Origin of the sequence: Paenibacillus sp. FSL K6-1558 (assembly GCF_038002565.1) — a bacterium.
Classification (GTDB): Bacteria; Bacillota; Bacilli; order Paenibacillales; family Paenibacillaceae; genus Paenibacillus; species Paenibacillus polysaccharolyticus.
Genome location: NZ_JBBOCV010000001.1, coordinates 6,142,179 through 6,168,574, shown reverse-complemented (window position 1 = coordinate 6,168,574; position 26,396 = coordinate 6,142,179). Strand labels below are relative to the sequence as shown.

Here is a 26,396-nt window from a genome sequence, read left to right as displayed (position 1 = left end):
CTGGTTATCCCTCCTCATCCCGACAATACCAGATGATCTATAGCATTTTAATCAGGATTCATGTTCACGCTCGACGTTACATTCATAATACATGAAGCTCTGATCCTGTGTATATCCTTCGGATTCATATAATGCTTGTGCCTGCCGATTGCTGATCGCCGTAGAAAGTACAATACGAAGAATCTGCTGTTTCTTCGCTTGCTTCATCACGGCCTGCATCAGCTTTCGGGCTATCCCCTGCTGCCGATATGTTGAGTCCACGAACAGGTCGTTGAGAATCCAGATCAGTCCCATCGAGACGGAACTATAACTGGGATAAATCTGTACCAAACCCATGACTGTGTCTGCGACTGAACCTTCTTCTCTCCCTTCGTTACACTCAGCAACAAAAATCATTGATTCTTGCTTACTCATTCGTTCTTTAATGAAAAAGGTCGCTGCCTCTAGATCCGAATGTTGACCATAAAATATGCGGTACTCATTAAAAAGCCTCGATACTTCCGAAATATCATTTAAAGTCGCTTGTCTAATTTTAATTGTCATTCTCTTTGTATTTTCCACGTACTTTTTCCCCCTCTTTCACTTCATTCATTTGCTTACGATACACATCCATCGAATCAAATCTTCCTTAAGTTCATTGTAAAAGAAATCATACCTTTCCCCCATTCATCAACAGGAGTAAAGTTTGCATTTATGTCCCCTTTCCCGAAACATGCCAGGCATAAAGTATATTTCTACCCAATTGTTGCACACTATAGTGATCGTTGTTCACTGACAGATGCTGTTTCATCTTGCAGTCAGGAGGAAAGCTCTATGAAAGAAAACATGCTCTTGCAAGTACAGTCCAGACTTATCGGTGTATCCGATATGATGTACCAGCCACTTCAGATTGGGCCCGTTTCCTGTACCGTGCTCTACATTCAATCCATTATTGATAACCAGGTCCTACGGGAAGCGATTGTCAAACCATTGCTTGAAGCGGCTGTACGAACCGAGGTCGGCTCCGACTTAATCGGCCAGATCGTAAGCGGGACTTTTTTTTCAATCGAAAATAGGCTCGCGGATACTGCGGAACTTGTTGTGAATGACCTTGTTTCCGGGAATGTTGCACTGTGGCTGGAAGGCATGTCAAGCATGCTTGTTTTTTCTATACCTAGTTATCAAAAACGTTCTGTTCCCGAATCCACCAATGAAGTCGTTGTCGTTGGCCCGCAAGAAGCTTTTATCGAAGATATCCACGTAAACATGTCGCTGTTACGTCACAAGATCAAACACCCTGATCTCAAGATGATTCAATTCAGCATCGGAAAATATACAAAAACTGAAGTATATGTAATCTACATTCAAGGACTGTGCAAACCTGATATTTTGGAAAATGTATTGACGAGTCTAGGTGAAATCAACATGGATAGTAGTCTGGGCGTGAGTTACCTCTCTGAATTCCTTGAAGATCATCCGCTCTCTCCTTTTCCACAATATCAATATACGGAACGGCCCGACTCGGTTGCGGCCGCTTTGGTTGAAGGACGGATCGCTGTAATGCAAGATGGTACTCCCTTCTCCCTGCTTATTCCGGTTACGTTCTTCTCTCTGATGCAATCATCCGAGGACTATTATCAGCGGTTTCATTCCGCTACGTTTATTCGGCTGATTCGTTTATTGTTTGCCATCGTCGCTTTCTTGCTACCCTCAGCCTATGTGGCGGTCACGACTTTTCATCCGGAGATCATCCCCACCAACTTGTTAATTACCATTGCATCGGCTAGAGAGAATATCCCGTTCCCGGCGCTGGTTGAAGCACTTCTGATGGAAATTACGTTTGAAGGGCTGCGGGAGGCCGGAATACGTATTCCAAAGCCACTGGGGCAAACGGTGTCCATTATTGGTGGAATCGTGGTGGGACAGGCCGCTGTTCAGGCGGGCATTGTCTCTGCACCTCTAGTCATTATCGTTTCGATTACGGGCATCGCCTCGTTTATCATTCCGCATTTCGAGCTCGGGCTAGCTTTCAGGTTACTGCGTTTTCCAGTGTTACTTATGGGCGGTACCCTTGGTTTGTTCGGGGTGGTCATCTCTGTCTACCTGATCTATTGGTACATGGTGAGTCTTCGCTCGTTCGGCGTTCCCTATATGCAACCCTTTGCTCCTTTCGTCTTGCGAGATCTCAAAGATACATTTATTCGTGTCCCTTGGTTCGGCATGAAAAAAAGAACCCAGGCTTACACACCGGATAATGAACCACGGCAGGATACGACATGAGAAACATCAGGGCTGCGAAAGATACGAATATCCAGCAGTGGTCACTAAAACTTGGACTAATCTGCATGTTTTGCATCGTCTGCACCGGGTGCTGGTCCAAAGTAGAAATTAATGAACGCACCTTTATAACCACTCTTTTTGTTGATACCACAGACAATCCAGGGGAGATCGAGGTCACGCTAAGCATGCCCCTGCCCAATCGTCTGTCTCCCGAAGGAAGCGGAACAGGTAAAGCTCCTTATGCATCGGTTTCCGCAACTGCGCCCACCATTGCTGATGCTATCGAGAAAATTCAGACGGATTTAACGCGGAAAATTTCATGGGGGCATACTCGTGTAATTGTCTTTGGACAAGATTATGCACGGGAGGGAATTGATGACACGATGGCCTGGATTTCACGCCAGCCACTCTTTCATCTAAGCAGTTACGCCATGGTTGCCCAAGGCAAAGCCAAAGACATCTCCGATTTGACACCTGTTTTTGAGGAAACCCCCAGCGATGTGTTACGGGAGTTTTCCACCGAGGAAAATTTGTTAAAGACACAGATGCTGAACATCCTTGCCGCTGACAAAATGAATCAAGGATTTGCCGCCTCCATATTAGACTCCCGGATAAAACCTATGGCGAGCGAAGAAGGCGAAACTAAAAAGTGGGTCAGCCAGATTGGTGGCGCTGTTTTCAGGCAGATGCGAATGGTTGATACGCTGACAGAGCAAGAGGCTCGCGGGGTGGCCTGGGCTTCAGAGAAACTGGATACATTGACACTATCCGTGCGTACACGCAAACAAAAGGCTAGTATGTCACTGTTTGATATGAAGTCCAAGATACAAGCTGAGCTCCGGAATGGCGAGCCTTTTTTCACCATTCATCTTACAGGGAAGGCTGAATTGATCTCCGTGATTCCCGTATTAAAAGTAAAAGATGTCCTCAGTGTTAAGGATATCGAACAAGCCGTCAATGAACAGATTACTGCATACCTAACTTCTGCGTTGCATAAGGCGAAGCGTCATGGGGCGGATATCCTTTCGCTCGGATATCGGCTTGAATGGAGGCATCCTGCAACCTGGAAAAAACTTCGTCCTGTCTGGAACCAGTATGTTAAGAATGAACTGCAGTTTGATGTGCATACCGCTGTCGACATCCAGTTTGTCGGCTCAGAGTCCAGTTTCTAGAATCTAAAATGTACAGCTGTCTGGGCTCTTTCAAGGAGGTTTGATCTTGTGTTTGCTGTCTTGCTCTTCGCGGGCCTATATTTACTGGATTGGCCTGCTGTTAAAACGAGTAAAAAATCCATAAAACGATCCTATTTTGCCGTACTTACGCTGTTCCTCGCTTGGAACACACTGGCATTGATCTGGCCGACCTGGCCCAATCCCAATCAGGTACTGTTGCTGTTATTCGGATGGGTTGACCATCTCATGTTATAAAGAAAGGGGAAACAGCCGTGAATCACCTTACCTCCGGACAGGCATACCGTTTTATGTTTGTGTACCTGTACTCCGAGCCTGTGGCTTTTCTTCTGCAGCGATTGTTCAAAATGAGCGGATATCAAGGCTGGATTTCAACCATTGGTGGGTTCCTGATTAGTTTGATCCTTCTGATGTTCACGTATCGTTTGGGCTCGCTCTACCCTGACCGAGCTTGGCTCTCCTATGGTGAAGAAGTGGTCGGCAAAATGATACATCGTTTTTTCACCAGTTTAATCGCGCTGTTATGTCTGTATCTGCTCTCCATTGATGTGGAGAACTTCATTATCTTTTTGCAATCGATGTACTTGCCCCAGACACCGATCTGGCTAACGTCCTCCATTACCCTTCTGTGTATTTGTTTGACAGCACGTTCAGGACTGGTAGCGATCGTTTTTATATCTGAGGGCATATTTCTGGTTCAGCTTCTCACCTCATCCTTGTTAATGCCCTCTGTGGGAGGCGGAGGTAACCCGGAAATCTTGATAGCTATGGCAACTCATCATGACTGGTCCGAAATTTTTATGGGCTCTATCTCCACTATGCCGTGGTTCTCTGAATGGATGCTGTTTCTATTCCTTGCTCCTGCTGTCGCATTCAGGCGTCCCATGTTTACAAGCATGGTGTGGGCAGGGTGCACTGTTGTCATCTTTATTCTGTTCTTCTGGGTCTTTATCCTGATGAATTTCGGTCCTTATGTGGCAGCGAGTCTAAGGTATCCTTTACTGGAATTGGTCCGTTTTGCACGATACGGTGATTTTCTGGACAACCTTGATCCTGTTCTGATCGCCATCTGGTCAACAACGATGTTTACACGCAGCTCCTTTCTGTTATACGTCTCCTCGGTCTGTCTATCCAGCATCAGCGGTGTACGGCAACACAAGTCCCTTACGTTTATTATTGCAGGGACGGCTGCCGTCATTGTGATGCAATATGCCAGAGATGCAGCTGCCTACGAGCTTGCAATCCGTTCCTACGCCATACCGGCTTTCACCCTGCTTGTGGAATCCATGCCCATCGTATACGTCGCCGTCTACTGGCTCCGATCAGGCAAACGTAAAAAAACGACGAAAGCCTCGCCAGCTCCGTCGCCCTAAACGCATATGGATTTTAATAGGTTTCTGAATTCAGCCGCTCTTGAACATGTCCTGGTTCAGGGAAAATAACTCCCTTTTTCAAAATGAGGTTTGCATACTGAGCACGTTCACCCGTTGCCACAATGACATAAGCTTTGGCGGCACGATCATAAAAATCAAAACGATCCTCGTATTCGAGTGCTTCGCTCATATCCTCGTATTCCTCGATTAACCGCCGATAATCTTCCCAGATGATCGGAATGACCGGATCACCTTTAACCACCTGCATGACAGCGGCTGGTCGCTCTACATAGGTGTCTAGCGGAAATAGCTGTAATATAGCTTCCAATAGCTGCACAGTGCCTATGCCATCACAACGTACTAAACGTTCAGCATGACTGGCAGCAGGGAAGTTCGCATCCGTTAGCACAAGTTCATCCCCATGTCCCATTTCGGACATCAATTTAAGTAACTCTGGCGGAAGAATCGCAGGAATATTTTTCAGCATTATTAAACGCTCCTTACATAACAAATTTTTTATTACTTTGGAAGCCGTTTCATCCCTATTCTAGCAGGATTTTTAACGTTTTGCATCGATGTGCTCCGCTCCTGCGGCACTACCATTTCCTTTGACAAAATTACTTGTTCCACATATAGTTGTTATAACAACTATATGAATTTTAGAGACATTTTCTACGGAAGCGAGGTTCATCAATTCATGGATTATTCTTTGGAGCAGTCCGTCGGATTTATGCTCGGACTCACCCACCGCAAAACATCTGCCCTTCTAGCGGCACAATTTAAACCCTACGATATTACCACAGAGCAATTTTCTGTGCTTTTTAATGTGGTACGTAAGGAAGGCGTTAATCAGAAAGAAATGGCAGGGTTTGTGTTCAAAGACCAGCCCACCACCGCACGGATTATCGATTTACTGGAGAAAAAAGGCTGGGTCGAGCGCCGCACGAGCGACCAGGACCGTAGAGCCTATCTGCTGTATCCTACCAAAGATGGCAAAGCATTAATTGATGTGCTTGTTCCAATTGAAAGAGAAATGAATAAAAAACTTGCTGAAGGTATACCGGAAGACCAGATGGAAGCATTTAAACATACTCTTTCCCTCATTAATCACAATCTGTAACTATTACAACTCAGGGGGAATGTTTCACCATGAAAGAACAATCTGCACCTGTCCGATTATGGACGACCGATTTTATTTTGCTCATGCTGTGTAATTTTCTATTATTTCTGCAGCTACACATGATCGTTTCACCATTACCTTCCTATGTACAGGATCGATTCCATGCCAATGCATTTCAAGTCAGCCTGTTCACCTGCCTGTTTGCATTAAGTGCCATCGTAGCACGACTCTTTTCTGCGAAAGCGCTTGAGAAAGGTTTTCGTAATGCGATGATCTATATTGGCTTGTCTGTAGCCCTGCTTGCTACGCTCGGCTATTATTTTGCTGCGGGTATCGCTGTTCTGCTTCTGCTCCGCATGGTGTTTGGGGTTGGATTCGGGCTCAGCAGCACTGCATTTCCAACCATGGCATCTGATATTGTACCCGTCAAACGAATGGGCGAAGGCATGGGTTACTTTGGATTGTCCACCAGTCTGGCGATGTCCATGGGGCCGATTATCGGTGTCACTTTGCTACAAGGAGCTGGGTTTGTCACCCTTATGCTCAGTACAGCCGGAGTGATTGCTGTGATCTATCCACTCAGTTACAGCCTGACACGTAAAAAAATAGCCAAGAAAAAGACTACGCAGGCTATTTCGATGCAATCGTCACATCAAGAGCAAGCTACTCGCGATGTTGCATCTGTTTCAGGAGCAAAACCGAGTTCTAAAGAAAAGGCTCCGTTTAACCGAAAACTGATCCTTCCAAGTGTGCTGAACGGTTTGCTGTCTATTACCTACGGCGGATTGGTTGGATTTATCGTTTTGTATGGCAAAGAAGCGCATCTCGCTAACCCAGCGCTGTTTTTCCTGTTTAATGCACTGGCTGTTCTACTCGTCAGACCGTTCGCCGGTCGAATTTACGACAGTAAGGGTCCTAAAGCTTTATTGATTCCTGGGGCAATATGTATCGCACTTGGACTTGTCACGCTTTCCTGGGCAACGACGATGCCCATCTTGTTTGTCGCTGCTTTTATCTATGGTATTGGATATGGCTCTATGCAATCATCCATACAGACCTGGATGATTCAAGTCGTCGCCCCTGCTCAAAGGGGGATGGCGAACGGGATGTTTTTGAACACACTTGATTTTGGTATTGCTACGGGTGCAATTCTGCTTGGCGCTATCGCTTCCTTGACAAGTTATACGGAAATGTACCGCTACTCTGTTTTATTTATGGCATTGTTCCTGCTGATCTATCTGATTCAGGGTAAACGAAGTGGCAGTTTCCAGATCGAAACACATCCGCTGTTATCCCATACACATATCACGGCAACGGATAGCGCTGCTTCACATGATACGAGTGATGTGCAAGTAGCACCTGATAAAAGAAACTAATAGATAATTACGTTTTCCTTCATAATATGTATTTACTGAGGCCTTACCTTAACATGGGTGTTCATAAAAATATCCACACTGACAATATCACCTGTGACGTATTCAGTACAAAAAACGCGTTTACATCTGGCAAGCAGCTACGCTGCTTTCTGAGACGTAAACGCGTTTTCAGGTTTCCCTTTAAAGTAAGGGAGTATTCCATCCACCCGTCAGTAAGGACTTTTTTTGCGGCGCAGTGGCGAAGGTCTGTATCCTTGGTCGGTTTCACTTTCTTGCACACGCCTTTTGCGTAGCTTGTCTTGACCGTCTTGCTTCTCTTTATTACCGTGCTTGTCTTCTTCGTCCTGCTTCTCCTGATCATCTTGCTTCTCATCACTCCCAGAAGTAGGCTCGCCTTTTTTCTCTGGTTTAACCGCCAGTAATGTGAGCAGACCTCCGACAGCACCTGACGCAGCCAGAATGCCAAAAAGCAAAAAATGGTGAGAACCGATCAACAAAGAAACAATGGGTGGACCGAGCGATACGCCGATAAAACGCATGCTGCTGAACAGGGCTGTAATGGTACCACGTTGCTTTTTGTCTACACCTTCTGTAATCAACGTGTCGAGGCATGGCAGTGCAGCACCAATACCCGCACTCCCTAGGGTGAACAATCCCACCACAACGTAAATATTATCGAACATGCCGATGATCCCCAGCGATACCGTTACCAAGGCTAGTCCGGCAAAACCGAGCCATTTCATGCGTGATTTATTTTTACCAATCCACTTGCCTGCGAAAAACGAAGCCAGACATAACGAAGCCAAAGGGATGGCCAAAACCAGTCCTTTGACTACACCTTTGAGCGCAAACTCACTCTCCAGCGTCTCAGAAAGATAATATAGGACGCCAAAAATAAGAAACATACAAATTCCACCGATCGCAAACAAAGCGTACAACCAGCGTCCCTTTACTTTGAGAACGTCACGGATAGAAGCAACAAATTCCGAAAATGTAGGCGGTTTTTCCTTCCTCTTCGGTGTTTTCACCAAAAATACTACGAGCACAAGTGAAATGAGGCATAGTACTGGAATCGCTAAAAACGGCGAATACCACAACCACACCGCCAGCGCAGCACCTAGAATCGGACTAAGCACTTTGCCAAAGGTGTTTGAAGTTTCAATAATACCCAGACTTTTGCTAACCTCATCTTCATTCTTGAACATATCTCCAACAAGAGGGATGACAATCGGAAATGCGCCTGCTGCACCCACTCCCTGCAAAAACCTTCCCCCAAGAATCGTCCAATAGGCGATATTACCGCTCATGAACCATGCGGCAATCCCGGCCACAGCACCTCCGGCTGCTGCAATGACAAGACTGGGAATAATCACGGCTTTCCTGCCGAATCGATCCGATAAATATCCTGCCAATGGAATGAGCAAGATGGCCACTACAGCATATACCGTTATTAGCATACTGACCTTGAATGAAGATACCTTCAATTCCCGTTCAATCTGTGGCAAAATCGGTATAAGCATGGAGTTCCCCAGTGTCATAATAACAGGGATGGAAGCAAGTGCGACAAGGTCCCACTTTTTATCAGACATACCCTAACCACCTTCGCAGATTCTACACACAACAGCGTTATTGTTGGTTAATCCGGGGGCGATTATTCAGCATATGTCAAAATGGATAGGTTCCATTAGCGGAATTGTTCGATCTTCCACTTTTCCAACAAATCCAACGTACGCTCCTCAAATATTCGGCCATCTTCCGGTTGGTCTACCTGATGCTGATGAACGTAGGCGTTAAAGTATGAGGACAATAGACGATACGCAAGCCGGCGTGCTTGCCCTTCTGGTGAGGATTCAAGGGAACGGCCGTAACCTGCGTGAAATGCGGCAGAATCCGTGTTGAGGATGGCCTCGTATTCCCGATCGGCGAACATCGAGCGATCTCCGTCAATAACAGCGGCAATGCTCATTCCCCCTTGTTTACCGTGCACGAGCACATTTGCTGCCCATAGGTCATTATGGACAAGCACAGGTTGTTTAATTTGATCAAAAAGAGCTTTATTTTGCTTGAAGATTGCCGTAATCTTTTCGCCTATGCCAGGCATAAACCCTACTAGGGCCGCTTTTTTGCTTGTTTCATCTGCGATAGCTATCAAGACCTCAGACCAGTGATCCGATCCACGAATCGTGCCATCCGCCTGAGGCCAACCGAATAATGCTCCTTCGATCCGATGCATGGTGGCTGTGTACATGCCTAATTGGGTATACAAATGATTTTTATCTTTCTCTTCGATAGACGCATGATCAAGCTGCACGCTTGGGATAAACGCCATAAACATATAGGTTCGCGGAACATCCTGAGCGCTGTCATCACAAGCCAGTACTTCCGGTGCAGGAATACCTGCCTTACGGTAATGCTCATAGACGACAGGTTCCGAGGCCATCATTGTGCGTTCAAATGAAAATAAAGGATCACACTCGGTTATCGGCTTACGATTTTCGTTCGTCAGTTGCAGTGGTTGTACACCCTCCGGTGCAAGGCGCAAAATGACGTCCGTAATCGCCGTATGCTCCAGTTGGATGCGATACGTCGTGTTAAACAGACCACCCTGCAGCAGTCCGTACTGTTTTACGACAACGTGATCTCCAAAATGTCGATGTACCAGTGCATGCAAAACTTCTGCTGATATTGGGCTATGTAAGCCCGAATGTTGGTGTTGGTTCTGATTTGCATGCTGTTGGTTATCTGAGTGTTGGTGTGCCATATTGTATTGCCTCCCTCTTTCCGTTCTCTCCTTGAAGGAACTATGCATTTATTTCGTATAAATAAACGAACAGACGGCGCCTTCAGGCACCGTCCCTTTATGGTCTATTCTAACATGTTACAGCTCAATTGTAAGTTTGCTTGCACCTGCTGATACCGTTACGATGATGCCTTGCTCGCCAGCTTCTTGTGATCCGCCATCCACGTTGGATACGGAATCAATGCCCCGAAGCACGATTTTCCATGGCTTGCCTGCACCTTCAGCACGAACTTCCAGCTTCGAACCGTTACGTGTGGCGGTCACTTGCAACTCACACTCAGCACTTTGATTTACAACAACCGCTTGCGCTGTCTGCCCGTCGGCAAGTTCAAACAAATGCAATGATACGTTGTCCGCAAAATCGTAATCCGGCTTGCTGTCTATCGCACCTACCGCGATCAAACTGTTCGGTCTGATCATCATTGGCAGTGTTTTGAAGTCATGATTTTCACTGATCCAGCGCCCACCTTGAACTTTTACCCCTGTCAGATAATTGGTCCATGTACCTTCTGGCAGGTAATAACGAACGTTACCTTCTTTGTTGAAGATCGGTGCAACCAGGATAGAATCTCCGAACATGTACTGTAAGTCAAGTGTCGCACAAGTCGGATCATCTGGATATTCCAGCACCATCGCCCGCATCATTGGCAATCCTTGCACAGAGGACTCTACCGCGGAATTAAACAGGTACGGCATCAGACTAAGCTTCAGCTTCGTAAAGTCACGCACAACATCGACAGCCTCTTCATCGAACAACCAAGGCACACGATACGATTCGTTACCGTGCAGGCGGCTGTGTGAAGAGAGTAACCCGAACTGTACCCAACGTTTGTATACATCAGGCTCGGCTGTCGCTTCAAAACCGCTAATGTCATGGCTCCAGAAGCCAAACCCGGAAAGACCGAGCGACAATCCACCGCGCAGTGATTCTGCCATGGACGAATAGTTGGACGAGCAATCGCCACCCCAGTGTACGGGGAATTGTTGACCACCTACGGTTGCTGAGCGGGCAAACAGAGCGGCTTCGTTTTTACCCAGGTTTTCTTCAAGTACATCAAATACCGCTTTGTTGTATAAGAAGGTATAATAGTTGTGCATTTTCACCGGATCGGAACCGTCATAATACACAACATCGGTCGGAATTCTTTCGCCAAAGTCGGTCTTGAAGCAGTCCACGCCCTGGTCAATCAAACCTTTCAGCTTGTCTTTGTACCATGCAGTTGCCTCTGGGTTCGTGAAGTCCACCAGCCCCATGCCCGCCTGCCATTTATCCCACTGCCATACACTGCCATCGGCTGTCTTGACAAGATAACCTTTTTCCATACCTTCATCGAACAGAATGGATTTCTCGGCAATATACGGGTTAATCCACGCACAGATTTTGAGTCCCTTGTCCTTCAACCGTCTCAACATGCCTTCCGGATCAGGGAACATATCTTTGTCCCATTCAAAATCACACCATTGATATTCCTTCATCCAGAAGCAGTCGAAGTGGAATACGGATAGTGGCAGATCACGATCAGCCATGCCATCAACAAAATGATTAACGGTCGCTTCATCATAATCTGTCGTAAACGATGTTGTTAGCCACAAACCAAATGTCCATGCCGGCGGCAGAGCCGGTTTACCTGTGAGCTTAGTGTAGTTATCCAGCACCTCTTTCGGATTAGCACCGCCGATAATGAAATATTCCAGCGTCTCACCCTGAACACTGAACTGCACTTTCGATACATTCTCGGAAGCGATCTCGTAGGATACCTTCTCAGGATGATTGACGAATACACCGTATCCTTTGTTCGACAGATAAAACGGAATGTTCTTGTACGCCTGTTCACTGCTTGTACCGCCATCCTCATTCCAGATATCCACAACCTGGCCATTTTTCACAAACGGGGTGAATCGTTCACCAAGGCCATAGACATACTCGCCCACACCCAGCTCCAGTTGTTCCCGGAAGAACGTACCTTCTGATGCTGACTCAATGTACGCCGGGCCTCTCCAGCCGCTTCCTGTCAGGCGTTTTTCATTATAATGGAAGCCGATATCCCAGCCTTTTGTTTTGTTCACGGTTACACGAAGATTTCCGCTTTTCAGCTCTGCACCGTTCTCATCCTGGGCAATTTGCACATCGGTATTCAGCGTGTTCAGTGCAAACTCGGGACCTGGATTAACTTTGCCCTTATGGTGGTTCAATTGCACACGAATAACATCAGGCATCGGGGAGCTGTAGGTTGCTTTGAGCAACGTTCCGTTCAGTGTATCGCCTTTGCGCTCAATGCGTTTCGTTGCTGCATATACAGTAAAGGAATCACCCTTTTGTACAATATCTCGAATATCCGCCGGATTTTGAACATGATATCCATCACGGATCTGCCAGTAGCCATCGGTAAATTTCATCTTGGATTACCTCCTTCAGTTATACTATAATGATATTGATATTAATGACGATTTTCTTCTTGGATTTTGATCATTTATATCAGTATTTTGATATTTCAAACGTAATTCTGACGAATTCCTATAATAATTTGCAAACGATTACATCTATTTATATGCATAAGGAGGTTTCATGATGGAACGCGAGCATTTACGGGAAGATCGAATCCACGGCAATGCCATGTATCCGGTCAGTGTGTACCCCGATATTCAGCAATTAAATGGGGACAGCATTCTCGATTGCCATTGGCATGATGAGATGGAGTTTACGATGGTGACGCAAGGCTCTGCTGTGTTTCAAATTGACATGAACCGGGTTGAGGTGAAGGCCGGAGAGGCTGTTTTTATTCATCGAGGTGAGATTCATGCAGGATATCTAATGGGCGATGAGCCTTGTATATTTTCTTCCATTGTGTTTCATTCGGATCTGCTCGGTAGTCATACGTTTGATGCGGTGCAGGAGAAGTTTATTGGACCTATTTTGCGAAAAAGTATACAGCTCCCCTATCACATCACAGCTGATGAAGCTTGGGGTTCAGAAGTTCTGGCCTATCTGAAACGCATCTTCGCAGATCACGCGAGCGGGACAGACACCTGTGAGATATCCACGAAAGCCTATCTCTATCTCATGCTTGCTCGCATGTTTGAACAGCGGAAGGTGCTTCCGCTCAAAAGCGCAGTTAACGGGGGCACACCGGATAAGATGGAGCGTCTAAAATTAGTGCTCAGTTACATTCATAAGCATTATCCTGAACCGCTGAAGCTGAAAGACCTGGCGGATGAAGCCAATATGAGCGAGGGACATTTCTGTCGTTTTTTCAAAAAGTTGGTGCAGAAGAGCCCTGTCGATTACATCAATTATTATCGGGTTCAGCAGGCCTGCGCACAGCTGGAGAATACGGATCATAAGATTGTTGATATCGCTATGGATGTTGGATTTGAGCATTTGAGTTATTTCATTACTACCTTTAAGAAACACAAGAACACAACACCGTCTCAGTATCGTAAAATATTTTCCGAAAATATGACACTGGTGCCTGTTACGTTTACAGAGACTTTGCTGGTTTAAAAAAGGAATGAATCACATCGACGGTTACCATTGATGAGTTTTTGATAGAATATATGTTTACAAGGTCAACAAAAAGGTGCCTTCAGCACGTAAGCTGCAAGCACCTTTTATTTACGTTAACCTCTATGGTTTGGTGGGTTGCTCTACTTTCTTAACGTCTTCCATGAAGAATACTCATGTACAGAAAAACCATTAAAGGAAGTGTGGACACTCGCCATTTTCTCTACCAGCTTCAACTGTTCTTCCATGTAGGCGTCTCCCTCTTCGTAAAAGGTAATGAAGTCGCCTTCCTTGCTTTGCTTCGTTTCCACCGCAATCGATATTTTCTTACCTACAGAAGCCGCATCGATAAGTTCATCCTTTGCCACATTGTAGATAGCAGCAGCTGTATCCCGATAAGCCATAATCGTAATGGAATCAAATTTGCGGATCATCCAGCTGCTTACCGCCATCGTTGAACCCGGAATTTTGTAATTGTCCAGCCAGAACGGCAGATCAGCGGCCACAGGCATTTTCATACGCGCAGCACGGTCTATAATATAATTCACATTTCCCTGCCACTGCGTAATGACGCTGGCTTGATTGATCTTCCACTGCGGATGCACATGAGGTTCAATGTCCAGATGAATCCCTGCAAATTTCTCGTTAGCCAGTGCCTGTGCTTGATAAGCTTCAATCCAGTCCATAAAGGAAGCTATCTGTTCCCTGCTTTCAGTCAGTCCCCAAGCGGAACGTCCGTCCATGATATCCACAGCGATATTTTGAGCCCGTGCAAGACGGATAAAGTTCTTATATTCAGGGATTTTAATGTCCCGGTTCATCTGCAGATAGATCGTATTAATGTTGTTGGCCTTCGCAAAACTTAAAATATCCTGCGCATTATTTCTAATTTGAGTCGTATCCCACACCCACGTCCCCCGCACTGGCCGATCCAGCTTGCCATGTATTGTGGCATAACTATCCACAGGTTCTACCGAACCTACCGCATCCACTCGGGTAGAACAGGCTGTGCTTAAACACAGTACCAGACAACTCATAAGCAAAATAAAACGAAATTCTTTTTTGATTTTCATATTTGTACACTCCCTTGAAGTTATGGCAGCTCTTACGTATAAATCCGGGTAAAAGGATGTCGTTTAAGATTCATTTTTCGCACGATTACGGAAGTACGATGAATTCAAACTGCTTTTATACGCAACATCAACTTTAAGACTCACGACGAAAGAATCATATAACTTATTTCGGGAATTCACAGTTCTGAATATATAGTCCAAAAGTCACAAAATTTAATGTTATATGTAAAAAATCAGAATTTCAATTACGACTTCAGTCTATATTTCCTTTTAATACTTCGATTCTGTAGACCCAGGAAGCGTTTTCTTCTCCAAAACAAAAAACCGCCCGAAGGCGGCGAGGCTTGCAATGAAACATCGATATTTATTACTCGATATACTCTCATTTGATGCTTTACCTTTGCTTTATCTGCTTAATCCACATTCGTTTCATCAAACAAAGAGACCCGTTCAATGCCCTCTGCAGAGATGCGTACCAGTCCGATGTCAGACAAACGCAGTTCAGGAATAACCACCAGCGCGAGCAGCGATAAGGTCATAAACGCATTGTTCAACGTACATCCAGCCGATTGCAGTGCTTCACTGATTGCTGCCGATTGTTCCGCTACCACCTCGAAAGGTTCCACCGACATCAGTCCCGCGATCCGAAGAGGAAACTCGGTTACACCCGAATCTGTTACAACAGCTACACCGCCCTGCATACGAATGACACGATTACCGGCCTCTGCCATAAGTGCATCATCGTTTCCGATGATTAACAGATTGTGGCTGTCATGGGCTACCGTCATGGCTATAGCTGCTGGCGAAGTGAACCCGATCCCGCCGACCAATGCCACTGCGCGATTTCCCGTTTGTTTATGGCGTTCCAGCACGGCAATTTTGCATACCTCACCAGCAGCAGGCAGAACCACCTTGCCGCCTTGCACATTCACTTGCACATGCTTCTCCTTCGTTTCCACATGATTTTCCGTCACATGGATGATGCGTGCGCCTATAGTTCCCTCCACAACAGGTGCAGACAGTTCCAGATCCTGCGGCTGGATGTTTGCTTCCAGCTTCACCGTATTGAGCGCTTCCTCAGGATAAGTGAACGTGTCCCACACAGCTGTCATTTTACCGTTCTCGGCTACGACTTGCCCTGCAGCAATCGTTGTGCCTACACGTACATCCGCAAGGCGTCCATCTAACAAAATAATATCGGCAATGTTACCCGGAATCACCGCTCCGATATCACGCGCCACACCAAAACGTTCTGCCGTATTAATCGTAGCCATCTGGAATGCTGTTACCGGCTTCACGCCCTGAGAAATGGCAAGTCGAACGACAAAGTCCATATGACCCTCTTTCAGCAAAGATTCCGAGCTGCGATCATCCGTTACCAGCATCATTCGCCGAGTATCGAGTCCAAGCTCCGTACATGCTTTAATCGTCTCCGCGACATCATGCCATGCAGAACCCTGCCGCATCTTCGCATACATCCCCAGCCGCAAGCGCTCCACTACATCTTCTTTCGTAACACACTCATGATCTCCTGTCACACCGCTCGCCGCATAAGCAGGCAGACGCCAGTCGTCCGAGGCCCAAGTAAAATGTCCATCAGCCACTTTGCCAGCGCGCAGAGTCGCCTGAATCTCCCCAATCATGGTCTCATCCCCGTACACCACTCCCGGGAAGTTCATCACTTCACCAAGGCCGATCATGTCCGGTCCCCATGATAGTGCCTCTGCTACCTCTTCCGGCCCAATATAAGCTCCTGTAGTCTCCAGCCCTGGATGAGTTGAAGGTACACATGAAGCTACTTGCATATAGGCTGCCATCGGTGTGGTACGTGCTTCATCCAGCATGAGCCGCAGTCCTTTAAGCCCAAGCACATTGGAAATTTCATGTGGATCAAAGAATCCACCTGTCGTACCGGAAGGCAGTACAGCTCTTGCAAACTCCGATACTTTCATCTGTGTGCTCTCAATATGGCAATGACCGTCTAATAGTCCCGGAGCAATATACTTTCCATCTGCCTCAATAATGCGGGTATGTTCTCCGATCGTATGGCTTACATCTCTGCCAACATACGCAATTCGTGCCCCTTGCACAGCGACAGACATATCCGGCAAGATTTCCCCTGATATCACGTTAACCAGAGTACCGCCCCGAATCACCAAAGTTGCCTTCTTATCTCCTCGGGCTGTAGCGACCAGATCCGGTACACAATCGGCCATCAGCGGCCGCTCAAAAGCTGTTGTTTTCAAATTACCTGCCTCCTTCGTTAGATTCCCTGTTCCGTTGCCTGCTCTTAAAATTTAAGTATTTGTTACTCATACAATGAATTTTTTTCCCCATCATCATGCAACGCTCCAAAAAATAGATTGTTACGATTATATGAGCCTGAGCTTCGTGTGTAAAGAAAAATTACATCTATTGAATACATGCACAAGGAGATTCACCTTATTTATCAATAACAACTAAGATATGTCTGCTCATGTCACTATTGTTAGCAACTTTCTCTTCATAGCATACACAAAAAAAGGCCAACCAGAACATGTCTGGCTGACCTCATCTTGCAAGAGTATTCACCCCAACATATCGCTCGGAGATTAGTGCTCTTTTTACTCCACACGAGTTGCAGGAATATCTTTCATCTCGTACCACTCTTCTGACTGTGAGGTGATAAATGGACTTGGTTTTCCTAAAGAGTATACATGCAGTAAATGCATTGCCCGGGTACAGGCGGTATAGAATAGCTTACGTTCCTGCTCACGGGAATAGGCATCAGCGGAGCCATTATAGATTAAGACTGCGTCAAACTCCACACCTTTCGCCAAATAAGCAGGAATCACATGAACGCCCTGTTCAAAAGCCAGCGTTGTTTTTTTGATCAGCTTAGGGGCAGTATTCAGCTTTTGACTTAGTAGGTTGTGAACTTCCTGGCTCTCTTCTGCCGTCTTGCAGATGACCGCTACGGATTCATACCCCTCCTGCATCAGATGATGAAGATCTGCCGTAATTTGCTGCACATGCTGCTTGGGATCAGAAGTCACGATGACTTTAGGTTTCTCTCCATTTCGGTTAAACGGGATGATCTCCTCCCCACCAGGAACCATGCCGCGTGTAAATTCCACTATCTCCATCGTAGAGCGGTAACTGCGTGTCAGCACAATGACCTCCGTGTTCTCTGGCCCGTATAAGTCACTTAATGGTCCAGTGCCGCTGAGTACGGATGAATGGGCATAAATAGCCTGGTTAAAATCACCCAGAGCCGTAATTTTCGCGTGTGGAAAGAGTCTTTTCATAAATGCGAGCTGAAAGGCAGAATAATCCTGAGCTTCATCAATAATGACATGGCGGATGTTCGAATTAATATGGAATCCTAGCAACAGTTCGCGCAAATACAGGTACGGCGTAATGTCCTCATAAGCCAACTCCTGGATCTTTAATCTGCGTAACGTCATGGTCGAGATTTCTTCCCAGTGGACAGGCAAAGGTTCCCTGTCAAGCAGACGAACCATCTGCGCCTGATCCTCGAACAGGTTTGCATACAACTGACGGACATCCACAAAACGTAGTGATTTGATCCATTTACGCAAAGGCTTCAGTCGGTCACTGACCACCATTCTCGCCAGAATCTCTCTTTCTTGCTGAAAATCATCAAACGTATGTGATTTCCCCTTTTGTTTACGTTTCAAGCGTTGGTAAGCGCGCTGCAAATCTTCCGCTTCCATTAGATCAAGCTGCTGATCAACCCACGGTGCACCTAGTTCACCTTTACCAAACGTCGAAAGTTCCTTAAGCAACCAATCGCGTAATAGTTCCAGGCGGCTAACAAGTTTGACAGACGAACCGAAGCTGTAAAATTTCGCTGCCATCGCTTCCGCATCGACAATCGCCTTACCCTGAAAACGAACTGGCTTGAATTTCATGCCTCCGGTTAACATGCTTTCTTTATAACGTGTAATGACTTTCAAAAATGATGCAGAGGACTTGAATCGTATGCTAGACATTCGTGCATCGTAAGCAGGCTCCTCCGTTCCTGTCAGCACATATTCCAGCTGGATGAATGGGTCTTCAAGCTGATATTCCCGTCCCAAACGGCGTTCCAGATACTCCTGAAACGTCGTCTGCAACATATTCTCTTCCCCAAGCTCTGGAAGTACCGTAGATACATAACTGTTAAACATCGGGTTCGGTGAAAAAAGAACCATCTGATCTGCTTGCAAATGCTCGCGGTATTTATAGAGAAGATAAGCGACTCGCTGGAGAGCGGCAGAGGTTTTGCCACTTCCTGCTGCGCCCTGAACAATCAGCATACGCGTCCGGTCATTACGAATGATCCGGTTCTGTTCCTTCTGGATCGTTGCCACAATGCTCTTCATCTGTGCATCAGACGTTCGGCTCAGCACAGCCTGAAGCAACTGATCTCCGATCGTTACCCCTGTATCAAACATGAAACGGATACGCCCATCCCGAATGACGAATTGACGTTTCATTTCTATCTCTCCACTAATCTCGCCGCTTGGGGTACGGTAAGAGATCGGTCCAGGCGCACCATCATAATACAGGTTGGAGATCGGTGCACGCCAGTCGTAGATCAGGAAGGACTCCTCTTTCTCGTCCAGCAGGGATGCAATGCCCAGATAGATACGTTCCGATTCCGGATATCCATCCTCCTTGAAATCAATTCGTCCGAAATAAGGTGAATGATGCAGTCGTTTCATTTTATCCAAAGCCGCAGCTGTATTCAGATGACTTCGTTCACGATCGGACAAAACCTGCGATTGTTGCCGCATACTCGTTGACGTCTCCCCGACATCATCGGCTTCACTAAAGTTCATTGTGACTTCATCCCAGAAATCCTTACGCATCCCCACCACTTCGTCACGGAAGGAGCCTACCTCTTCTTCCAATGTAGCGATTTTGCGCTCAATCTGATCAGTTACGGTATTCACCCGCTCCTGTTCCTGGTTCCACTGTTGCTCATTACTCATATGTTATGCGCCTCTCTTTCCCCGGATTGTGTCTTCGAATATCCATTTGACAAGCCCGAAAAGGCAATGGTATAATTATTAGAAAGTAAACATTTTAACTTTATGTTAATTAATTCTAATTTTCTGAAAACCATTTTATATTGTACCAGTGACAACGTCCCGATGCAAGCGGAGACGTTATTTGTTATTTTTGCTTGTGGTCTTGTCGCTTTGTTCATTGATCTAGGAGCTTTACCGCGTCACACAGTATTACCCACATGTGCCCGTCCCTCTACTTCCTCAAGTCCTCAATGGTTGCATTCCAGCGTGCTAATGCCCCCGTTTGATCTTTTAATTGAAACGTAATACCAGACGTAATTTCTGCATATGGTGCCTGATCGATCCGAATATGAAGGATGTTACACTCATACCGATCTCGCGGGTGAATCGTGTCCCCGAGTTCAGGAAGTAAACGGACTTCAAGCCGAATATGCAATATACGCTGACCATGCACTGCAATTAACGTAGCCTTACCCGTTTCCATCATATTCATACTCGTTTGTGTCCCTTGCCAGAGCGCCAACCGAAGGCAATCAGGGCTTATAGCGATAACTTCTCCCATGCTGATCATCGCCAGATGAGGCCATTGTCCACCAGTGACGGTTAATAACTGTATCGCTTCATGCTGTTTGCTCTCCAGATCGCTTCCGCCTAACCATTCCAAGAGTTCTCCATCCAACTGCCTGATCTCCATTTCTACCCCTCAGTTCATTCATAATGGTTACCATTGATTCCTATCGATTTTCAGCGATTCAGGTCACTTGCATTCACCGATAGAACAAACAACCCGGACGCTACTGTCCGGGCTTTATATTGCCTATATTGTATCTTATTTTGCCATCTAAGGCCATTTCAGCCAGTTTAGCATGTGGTCATGCGACTCTTTATCTTCACTTGAAGTGCGCACATGGTCCGCAAGTCGATTCAACCGCTCCAGCTGATATCCGTAATCGTATATCGCTGCAGCCACAATAGATAACCTTAACATGCCGTCCTTATCGACATCAAACTGGGTAATGGCCTGTTCCATGAAATGATCATTCTCGGTTACAAACAGTGCGGCCTCTTCGCCATTTGGTTTGAGTTTGTCTTCAAATTTGAGCAAGGCATGCTCATGAAATTTAATAACCCGTTCGAGATGAGTATCAAAAAACAAATCCATTTCCGGTGTTCGCTGTGCCTGAAAGTAATGGCGTTCTACCGAATCCAGTACATCATATCCTTTTTGCAAACTTAACAGCATTTGTTTATATACAACCATCTGACGGGTTTCACTGAATTTGGCACGTTTCATCTTCTTCTGCTCTTCTTCAAACAAATGATACTTGTCAGATAAAGACTTGATCGATCCGCCTAGATTACTTTTCTCTTCCCGAAAAACAACCTCTTTGATCTCATCGGAGATCGATGTACGAAGTAGCAGTGACATCCCATTAAACACACTCTGAATCTGCTTCACAAACTGCACCTTCGGTTTAGGAGGAAACACCGAGATATTAATCAGGAAGGCGGATATAATGCCCACGAGGGTTAACAAGAAGCGATTCAGCGCAAAGTGCCAATCTCCTGAAGCTTCCATAATCGATACCACCGTGACCAGTGTTAGCCCAACCGTTTCACCCATATTTAATTTAAGACAGATCATAATAACCAGCACAATAATCAAGCCCACGGCAATGGGCTCGTTGGACAGCACCATCCCACCCAGTAGCGCTACAATTGCGCCCAGCGTGGTCGTCTGCAACTGATCAAGGAAATATTTCCATGAACGATAGATGGAAGGTTGCATGGCAAATATCGCTGCGATCGCGGCAGGCACAGGAGATTGCGGGTTCAAGAACAAACTGCTCAGATATAAAGCCAGCGTGACCGCTATACCTGTCTTAAGTACACGTGCTCCAAATGACATGGCATCTCCCTCCTCTTTCCCGACCTGTTCGTTTACGTTTGATGATGATCATGTTCATTATTACCCCATATTTCTTATTTTGCCCGAATGAGTTCAGGAGAACGATTTATTGTACCATGAGAGCTTATGGCTTTGCATCTTCATTCTCATAAGTCTTAGACACGATTTCAAATAAGTAAATTATTTATATCGCCACTACGAAGACAGAAGAAGCTTCCTTCCCGTTTCTTTTGTCCTGAACCTTGGTTATGTAAGGGTTAATCTAAGAAAGAAAGTCACCACTTAGCCTTTAAAGACCTATGGTGACCTTCTATACATTTATACGTCCGTGCCTTCCCATTCCTGCTTGAACTGCTCCACAAACTGCACCATATACTCATGACGCCGCTGCGCCAGTTCCTTGCCGTAGGATGTATTCATCAGATCTTTAAGCTTGAATAACTTTTCGTAAAAATGATTGATCGTCGTGCTGCGCCCATTGCGATATTCCTCACGGGTCATCTGTTCCCGAGGCGGTAAGGATGGATCATACATTTCACGCCCACGGGCTCCTGAAAAGGCAAACGTACGGGCAATTCCAATCGCCCCCAGCGCATCAAGCCGGTCTGCGTCCTGCACCACTTGTGCTTCCAACGATTCGACTGCAGCCCCTTGCCCACCCGCATAGGATATCGTACTGATTATGTTTACTACCACTTCCCGTGTGGAAGGCTCTAGTAGTGGCTGGTTGTCCAGCCAAGTGTTCAGCTTTGCCATACCGGCCTCCAAGCTGTCATTGAGCTTCTCATCCGGTACATCATGCAATAGTGCAGCCAGCTCGCATACAAACGGATCTGCACCCATGTGCCGTGCTAGCCTGACCGCCAGGGCAGTGACACGCTGAATATGTGTCCAGTCATGTCCGTCGGAATGTTTGGAAGCCTCATCTTGCACAAAGATACGAGCCGCTTCCAAAATGCTTTCATTAGTGGATGAATCTAATGTCATCAGGATTCTCCGCCTTCACGTGCTTGTTCACGCGGGACACGTCTCGCCACACCTGTCTTGATTGCCGCTTCAATAACACGATTGCGCATCGATTTGACAATCTTATCATTAAATACACTTGGGATAATGTAATAACGTGTACGCTCTTCATCTGAGATGGACGAGGCGATCGCTTGAGCAGCAGCCAGTTTCATCTCTTCATTAATTTCCGTCGCCCGGCAATCGAGAACAGCTCTGAACATACCTGGGAAACAAAGCACGTTGTTAATCTGGTTCGGATAATCCGAACGTCCGGTTGCCATGACCGCAACAATATCTTCAACCAAAGCCGGCATAACCTCAGGTACCGGGTTCGCCATGGCAAATACGATAGGATTGTCCGCCATTGTCTGCACATCTTCACGTGTCAATAGATTACCGCGGGACAATCCAATAAATACGTCGGCATCACGGATAACTTCGCGGAGGGAACCTGTCTCCAGATCGGGATTGGTACGTGCCGCATATTCCGTCCATACATCATTATCATAGGAATTCGTACGTACGATCGCTCCGTCGCGATCCACACCGATCAGCCGCTTCGCTCCTGCAGATAATAAGATATTACTGCAAGCTACACCCGCCGCTCCGATGCCACACACGACAATTTTCACCTCGTCGATAGACTTGCCAACCAGTTTGAGCGCATTGATCAGACCTGCATACAATACAACGGCTGTACCATGCTGATCATCATGAAATACCGGAATATCAAGCTCTTCATTTAACCGACGTTCGATCTCGAAACAGCGCGGAGAAGAAATATCCTCGAGGTTAATGCCGCCAAATGCAGGTGATATCGCTTTCACAGTGCGAATGATCTCTTCGGTATCCTGTGTATCCAGGCAGATCGGGAACGCATCCACACCTGCGAATTGTTTGAACAGCATCGCCTTTCCTTCCATTACCGGCATGGCTGCACGCGGGCCAATATTACCAAGTCCAAGCACTGCGCTACCATCAGAAACCACCGCTACGGTATTCCGTTTAATCGTTAATGAAAAAGCTTTGCCGGGCTCTTCTGATATAGCCGAACATACCCGAGCCACATCCGGTGTGTACACACGGGACAGATCTTCCCGGTTGTGAATCGGTGTCTTCGGTGTAACTTCAATCTTGCCGCCCAGATGCAGCAGGAATGTACGATCTGATACGTTAACGATGGACACGCCTTTAAGCTGGCGTACTGCTTCTATAATTTTGCTGTTATCCTGTGAATCGGTGACCGCGACAGTCAAGTCGCGCACACTGACATCCTGATTGGTCGAAATGACGTCGATGGCAATAATGTCTCCTCCAGCTTCCGAGATGGCCGAGGCCACTTCGCCAAACTTGATATCTTTCGTTGTCATTTCCAGCCGTATAATAATGCTGTTGCCGTCCAGATTTCTCTGATTCATTTCAATTCCTCCCAGACAATGAAAGTCTTAAGTTGACAAGTTACGTGTTTGTCTTCGCTACGTGGACACGATTATCCTTTATCTTGTCCAAAAAAAGCCCTCAAGTCCCATAAGAGACAAAATAAAATGGATTGTCCTGGCACCTGTTTGAAGGCTCAAGACAATCCATTTTAATATCTCTCTAGGTGTAACATTCGTTCATTTATCGGAGTGCATTCCTAAGGCTCATGTTTCCGATAAACTCCAATGCCCTATTCATATCTCCCGTTAAACTTACTTACGATTCGCCGCTCTGCGCAATACACGAATGTCGTATGGCTGTAAGTCCAGACTTGATTCAACCGCTTCTCCACTAAGTACATCTGTATACGACGGACCGTCCAACTGAACCTGTTTCTCGTGCTCGGTGTAGTTCTGAATGAACACATAATCGGAATTACCGTCGGTACGAACATGTGCAGTAGTCCCTGCAGCCAAGTCTGATTTCAGACCACGCTCCAGATCCAGTTTAGCAATCAGCTTGCCGTAAAAGTCATCATAGAACGGCGCTTTCATCCGTGCAGCCATATAATAAGCTTTCCCTGAACCAAGCTCGTTCACCGTCAAAGCTGGACGGCCAGCGTAGAAATCAGAACGATATACCGCAAGTGACCTCGCACCTTCTAGATGGATTAGATCGCAAAGCTCAATTGCATCATACTCCGAAGTGAGTCCCAATTCATTCCCCTGCGCTGGAATAATTCCATTGAGTTCACGATCATGCAATCCGTCGATCTCTTCTGACCAGATGCCGAGCGTTTTACGAAGCGGTCCCGGGAATCCACCCAGGAAACACAGATCATTCTCGTTTACAATGCCAGACCAGTAGGTTGCCACAAATGTACCGCCCTGCTCTACAAACTTCTCGATCCGTTCGCCTACTCCTTCACGAACGAGGTAAAGCATCGGTGCCACTAACACTTTGTACTTGGATAGATCAGCTTCCATATCGATGACATCAACCGCTACGCCCTTTTTCCAGAACGCTTCGTAGTGAGCTTCTACTGTCTGCTCGTATTTCACCCCGATGTTGCGTGGACCTTGGGAGTCGTTGACAGCCCAGCGGTTCTCCCAATCAAAGATAATTGCAACTTCAGCAGGAACCGTAGTTCCTACAATATCCTCCATGCTCTGCAGTGCTGTACCTACATCGGTCACATCCTGAAACACACGGGTATGCTCTGTGCCTACATGGTCTACTACCGCACCGTGTAACTTCTCACTTGATCCGCGGCTTTTTCTCCACTGGAAGTACTGAACACTATCTGATCCATGAGCTACCGCCTGTAAGGAGGACAACAGGTGCATGCCAGGACGCTTCAGCTTGCTTACATCCTGCCAGTTCGTAGAGCTTGGCGTGCTCTCCATGAGCAGGAAAGGCTGTCCGCCTTTGATTGAACGAACAATATCATGCATCATCGCAATCCGGGATGCCTGTTTCGCATCGTCCTCTGCATCATGCCATGTCGGATAACTGTCCCAAGAGAGGAAATCCAGAATATTTGCGAACTTCCAATAGTTCAAACCGCCGTAAAATTCCATCAGATTCGTCGTTACCGGCAAGTTTGGATTTTTTGCCTTAAGCGGCTTCGTTTCGTGTACGATGAAATCCGCTGTCTGATCCGTTACGAAACGACGCCAGTCCAGATTCATCGCATGAACCTGAGTTTCGCCGTGTGGTGCCGGAGACTCGACTTGACTCCAATCCGTTACCGTATGGCTCCAAAATGTTGTCCACCACGCGTGATTCAATTCATCTAGTGTTTTGTACTTGTTTTGAACCCATCCGCGGAAGGCTTGCTGACAATAGTCACAGTGACAATCCCCACCAAACTCATTTGAAATATGCCAGCCGATGACAGCCGGGTGATCCGAGTAACGTTCCGCCAGCTTGCTGTTCATCGCCGTTACTTTTTCCCGGTACACCGGAGAGGTATAACAGTGGTTATGGCGGAAACCATGCAGATTACGAACCCGATTTTCCGAGACACGCAACACTTCAGGATATTTTGCCGACATCCAGGCCGGTCTGGCACCGCTTGGTGTTGCGAGGAACGCATAGATCCCGTTCGCGGCAAAACGGTCCAGCACCTGATCCAGCCATTCAAACGTATACACGCCTTCTTCCGGCTCTAGGGATACCCAGGAGAAAATACCGATGGACATCACATTACACTTCGCCAGTTTCATTAAACGAATGTCCTCTTCAAGTACCTCTGGATAACGAAGCCACTGCTCCGGGTTGTAATCAGCACCATGAAGCATGTGCGGGGCTTTGGAACTTACGGGTGGAAATTTGTACGTCATTTAT

Annotated in this window: 20 protein-coding genes; 7 read left to right on the top strand and 13 right to left on the bottom strand. The window is 46.5% G+C overall.

Annotated features, from left to right (window positions below; translation table 11 throughout):
* Nucleotides 1-51: 51 nt before the first annotated feature.
* Nucleotides 52-543, bottom strand: coding sequence for a GNAT family N-acetyltransferase (locus MHI38_RS26815; protein ID WP_154887396.1), 492 nt, complete (start codon nt 541-543; stop codon nt 52-54).
* Nucleotides 544-813: 270 nt separating this feature from the next.
* On the opposite strand from MHI38_RS26815, the gene MHI38_RS26810 reads away from it, so the two are divergent.
* From MHI38_RS26810 to MHI38_RS26795, 4 genes are read left to right on the top strand one after another with little or no spacing between them, the layout of a single operon-like run.
* Complete coding sequence (locus MHI38_RS26810) at nt 814-2,259, top strand: spore germination protein (RefSeq protein WP_154886446.1); 1,446 nt, start codon at nt 814-816, stop codon at nt 2,257-2,259.
* Entirely contained in the window at nt 2,256-3,431 is a 1,176-nt protein-coding gene (locus MHI38_RS26805; RefSeq protein ID WP_154886448.1) for a Ger(x)C family spore germination protein, read from the top strand. The genes MHI38_RS26810 and MHI38_RS26805 overlap by 4 nt, the downstream gene beginning before the upstream one ends.
* Before the next feature lie 48 nt (nt 3,432-3,479).
* On the top strand, nt 3,480-3,686 hold the full coding sequence (locus MHI38_RS26800; protein WP_090924428.1) for a hypothetical protein: 207 nt from the start codon (nt 3,480-3,482) through the stop codon (nt 3,684-3,686).
* 17 nt (nt 3,687-3,703) lie between these two features.
* Nucleotides 3,704-4,822, top strand: a complete 1,119-nt coding sequence (locus tag MHI38_RS26795) for a GerAB/ArcD/ProY family transporter (protein WP_154886450.1) — start codon at nt 3,704-3,706, stop codon at nt 4,820-4,822.
* Nucleotides 4,823-4,835: 13 nt separating this feature from the next.
* Here MHI38_RS26795 and MHI38_RS26790 read toward each other — a convergent pair whose 3' ends face one another.
* Nucleotides 4,836-5,309, bottom strand: a complete 474-nt coding sequence (locus MHI38_RS26790; RefSeq protein ID WP_154886452.1) for an RbsD/FucU family protein — start codon at nt 5,307-5,309, stop codon at nt 4,836-4,838.
* A gap of 210 nt (nt 5,310-5,519) precedes the next feature.
* On the opposite strand from MHI38_RS26790, the gene MHI38_RS26785 reads away from it, so the two are divergent.
* Entirely contained in the window at nt 5,520-5,942 is a 423-nt protein-coding gene (locus MHI38_RS26785) for a MarR family winged helix-turn-helix transcriptional regulator (protein WP_090924425.1), read from the top strand.
* A 29-nt stretch (nt 5,943-5,971) separates the two neighbouring features.
* Complete coding sequence (locus MHI38_RS26780) at nt 5,972-7,318, top strand: MFS transporter (protein ID WP_308722052.1); 1,347 nt, start codon at nt 5,972-5,974, stop codon at nt 7,316-7,318.
* A gap of 209 nt (nt 7,319-7,527) precedes the next feature.
* On the opposite strand, the gene MHI38_RS26775 is transcribed toward MHI38_RS26780, so the two are convergent.
* The 3 genes from MHI38_RS26775 to yicI form a co-directional block, all read right to left on the bottom strand.
* A complete protein-coding gene (locus MHI38_RS26775; RefSeq protein ID WP_308722053.1) occupies nt 7,528-8,907 on the bottom strand; it encodes an MFS transporter in 1,380 nt (459 codons plus the stop codon).
* Between the two features lie 95 nt (nt 8,908-9,002).
* Nucleotides 9,003-10,079, bottom strand: a complete 1,077-nt coding sequence (locus MHI38_RS26770; protein WP_186809555.1) for a phosphotransferase family protein — start codon at nt 10,077-10,079, stop codon at nt 9,003-9,005.
* Nucleotides 10,080-10,196: 117 nt separating this feature from the next.
* Nucleotides 10,197-12,515, bottom strand: coding sequence for an alpha-xylosidase (gene yicI / locus MHI38_RS26765; protein WP_154886460.1), 2,319 nt, complete (start codon nt 12,513-12,515; stop codon nt 10,197-10,199).
* A 172-nt stretch (nt 12,516-12,687) separates the two neighbouring features.
* On the opposite strand from yicI, the gene MHI38_RS26760 reads away from it, so the two are divergent.
* Nucleotides 12,688-13,620: an AraC family transcriptional regulator gene (locus tag MHI38_RS26760; RefSeq protein ID WP_341181875.1), complete on the top strand. Its 933-nt coding sequence runs from the start codon at nt 12,688-12,690 to the stop codon at nt 13,618-13,620.
* Between the two features lie 143 nt (nt 13,621-13,763).
* On the opposite strand, the gene MHI38_RS26755 is transcribed toward MHI38_RS26760, so the two are convergent.
* The 8 genes from MHI38_RS26755 to MHI38_RS26720 form a co-directional block, all read right to left on the bottom strand.
* On the bottom strand, nt 13,764-14,693 hold the full coding sequence (locus MHI38_RS26755) for a hypothetical protein (RefSeq protein ID WP_154886462.1): 930 nt from the start codon (nt 14,691-14,693) through the stop codon (nt 13,764-13,766).
* 413 nt (nt 14,694-15,106) lie between these two features.
* On the bottom strand, nt 15,107-16,909 hold the full coding sequence (locus tag MHI38_RS26750) for an adenine deaminase (protein WP_154887401.1): 1,803 nt from the start codon (nt 16,907-16,909) through the stop codon (nt 15,107-15,109).
* A 387-nt stretch (nt 16,910-17,296) separates the two neighbouring features.
* Nucleotides 17,297-19,672: an RNA polymerase recycling motor HelD gene (gene helD / locus MHI38_RS26745; RefSeq protein ID WP_154886464.1), complete on the bottom strand. Its 2,376-nt coding sequence runs from the start codon at nt 19,670-19,672 to the stop codon at nt 17,297-17,299.
* Between the two features lie 271 nt (nt 19,673-19,943).
* The gene (locus tag MHI38_RS26740; protein WP_341181874.1) at nt 19,944-20,375 is read right to left on the bottom strand and encodes a pyridoxamine 5'-phosphate oxidase family protein; all 432 of its coding nucleotides are present in this window, start codon (nt 20,373-20,375) and stop codon (nt 19,944-19,946) included.
* Nucleotides 20,376-20,552: 177 nt separating this feature from the next.
* The gene (locus MHI38_RS26735; protein WP_090924416.1) at nt 20,553-21,620 is read right to left on the bottom strand and encodes an FUSC family protein; all 1,068 of its coding nucleotides are present in this window, start codon (nt 21,618-21,620) and stop codon (nt 20,553-20,555) included.
* A gap of 318 nt (nt 21,621-21,938) precedes the next feature.
* Nucleotides 21,939-22,607 carry an HD domain-containing protein gene (locus MHI38_RS26730; RefSeq protein WP_154886468.1) on the bottom strand — a complete coding sequence of 223 codons (669 nt, stop codon included), beginning with the start codon at nt 22,605-22,607 and terminating at the stop codon, nt 21,939-21,941.
* Nucleotides 22,607-24,046, bottom strand: coding sequence for an NAD-dependent malic enzyme (locus MHI38_RS26725; protein WP_154886469.1), 1,440 nt, complete (start codon nt 24,044-24,046; stop codon nt 22,607-22,609). Before MHI38_RS26725 ends, MHI38_RS26730 begins: the two co-directional genes overlap by 1 nt.
* Before the next feature lie 273 nt (nt 24,047-24,319).
* Nucleotides 24,320-26,392: a beta-galactosidase gene (locus tag MHI38_RS26720; RefSeq protein WP_154886471.1), complete on the bottom strand. Its 2,073-nt coding sequence runs from the start codon at nt 26,390-26,392 to the stop codon at nt 24,320-24,322.
* Nucleotides 26,393-26,396 lie beyond the last annotated feature (4 nt).

Bases quoted from the DNA above. Each gene is read 5' to 3' on its own strand.
- MHI38_RS26720 (WP_154886471.1), bottom strand. From the start codon at position 26,392: ATGACGTACAAATTTCCACCCGTAAGTTCCAAAGCCCCGCACATGCTT.
- MHI38_RS26790 (WP_154886452.1), bottom strand. From the start codon at position 5,309: ATGCTGAAAAATATTCCTGCGATTCTTCCGCCAGAGTTACTTAAATTG.
- MHI38_RS26735 (WP_090924416.1), bottom strand. From the start codon at position 21,620: ATGTCATTTGGAGCACGTGTACTTAAGACAGGTATAGCGGTCACGCTG.
- MHI38_RS26805 (WP_154886448.1), top strand. From the start codon at position 2,256: ATGAGAAACATCAGGGCTGCGAAAGATACGAATATCCAGCAGTGGTCA.
- MHI38_RS26725 (WP_154886469.1), bottom strand. From the start codon at position 24,046: ATGAATCAGAGAAATCTGGACGGCAACAGCATTATTATACGGCTGGAA.
- MHI38_RS26775 (WP_308722053.1), bottom strand. From the start codon at position 8,907: ATGTCTGATAAAAAGTGGGACCTTGTCGCACTTGCTTCCATCCCTGTT.
- MHI38_RS26815 (WP_154887396.1), bottom strand. From the start codon at position 543: ATGACAATTAAAATTAGACAAGCGACTTTAAATGATATTTCGGAAGTA.
- helD (WP_154886464.1), bottom strand. From the start codon at position 19,672: ATGAGTAATGAGCAACAGTGGAACCAGGAACAGGAGCGGGTGAATACC.
- MHI38_RS26780 (WP_308722052.1), top strand. From the start codon at position 5,972: ATGAAAGAACAATCTGCACCTGTCCGATTATGGACGACCGATTTTATT.
- MHI38_RS26770 (WP_186809555.1), bottom strand. From the start codon at position 10,079: ATGGCACACCAACACTCAGATAACCAACAGCATGCAAATCAGAACCAA.
- MHI38_RS26810 (WP_154886446.1), top strand. From the start codon at position 814: ATGAAAGAAAACATGCTCTTGCAAGTACAGTCCAGACTTATCGGTGTA.
- yicI (WP_154886460.1), bottom strand. From the start codon at position 12,515: ATGAAATTTACCGATGGCTACTGGCAGATCCGTGATGGATATCATGTT.
- MHI38_RS26785 (WP_090924425.1), top strand. From the start codon at position 5,520: ATGGATTATTCTTTGGAGCAGTCCGTCGGATTTATGCTCGGACTCACC.
- MHI38_RS26730 (WP_154886468.1), bottom strand. From the start codon at position 22,607: ATGACATTAGATTCATCCACTAATGAAAGCATTTTGGAAGCGGCTCGT.
- MHI38_RS26750 (WP_154887401.1), bottom strand. From the start codon at position 16,909: ATGGCCGATTGTGTACCGGATCTGGTCGCTACAGCCCGAGGAGATAAG.
- MHI38_RS26755 (WP_154886462.1), bottom strand. From the start codon at position 14,693: ATGAAAATCAAAAAAGAATTTCGTTTTATTTTGCTTATGAGTTGTCTG.
- MHI38_RS26760 (WP_341181875.1), top strand. From the start codon at position 12,688: ATGGAACGCGAGCATTTACGGGAAGATCGAATCCACGGCAATGCCATG.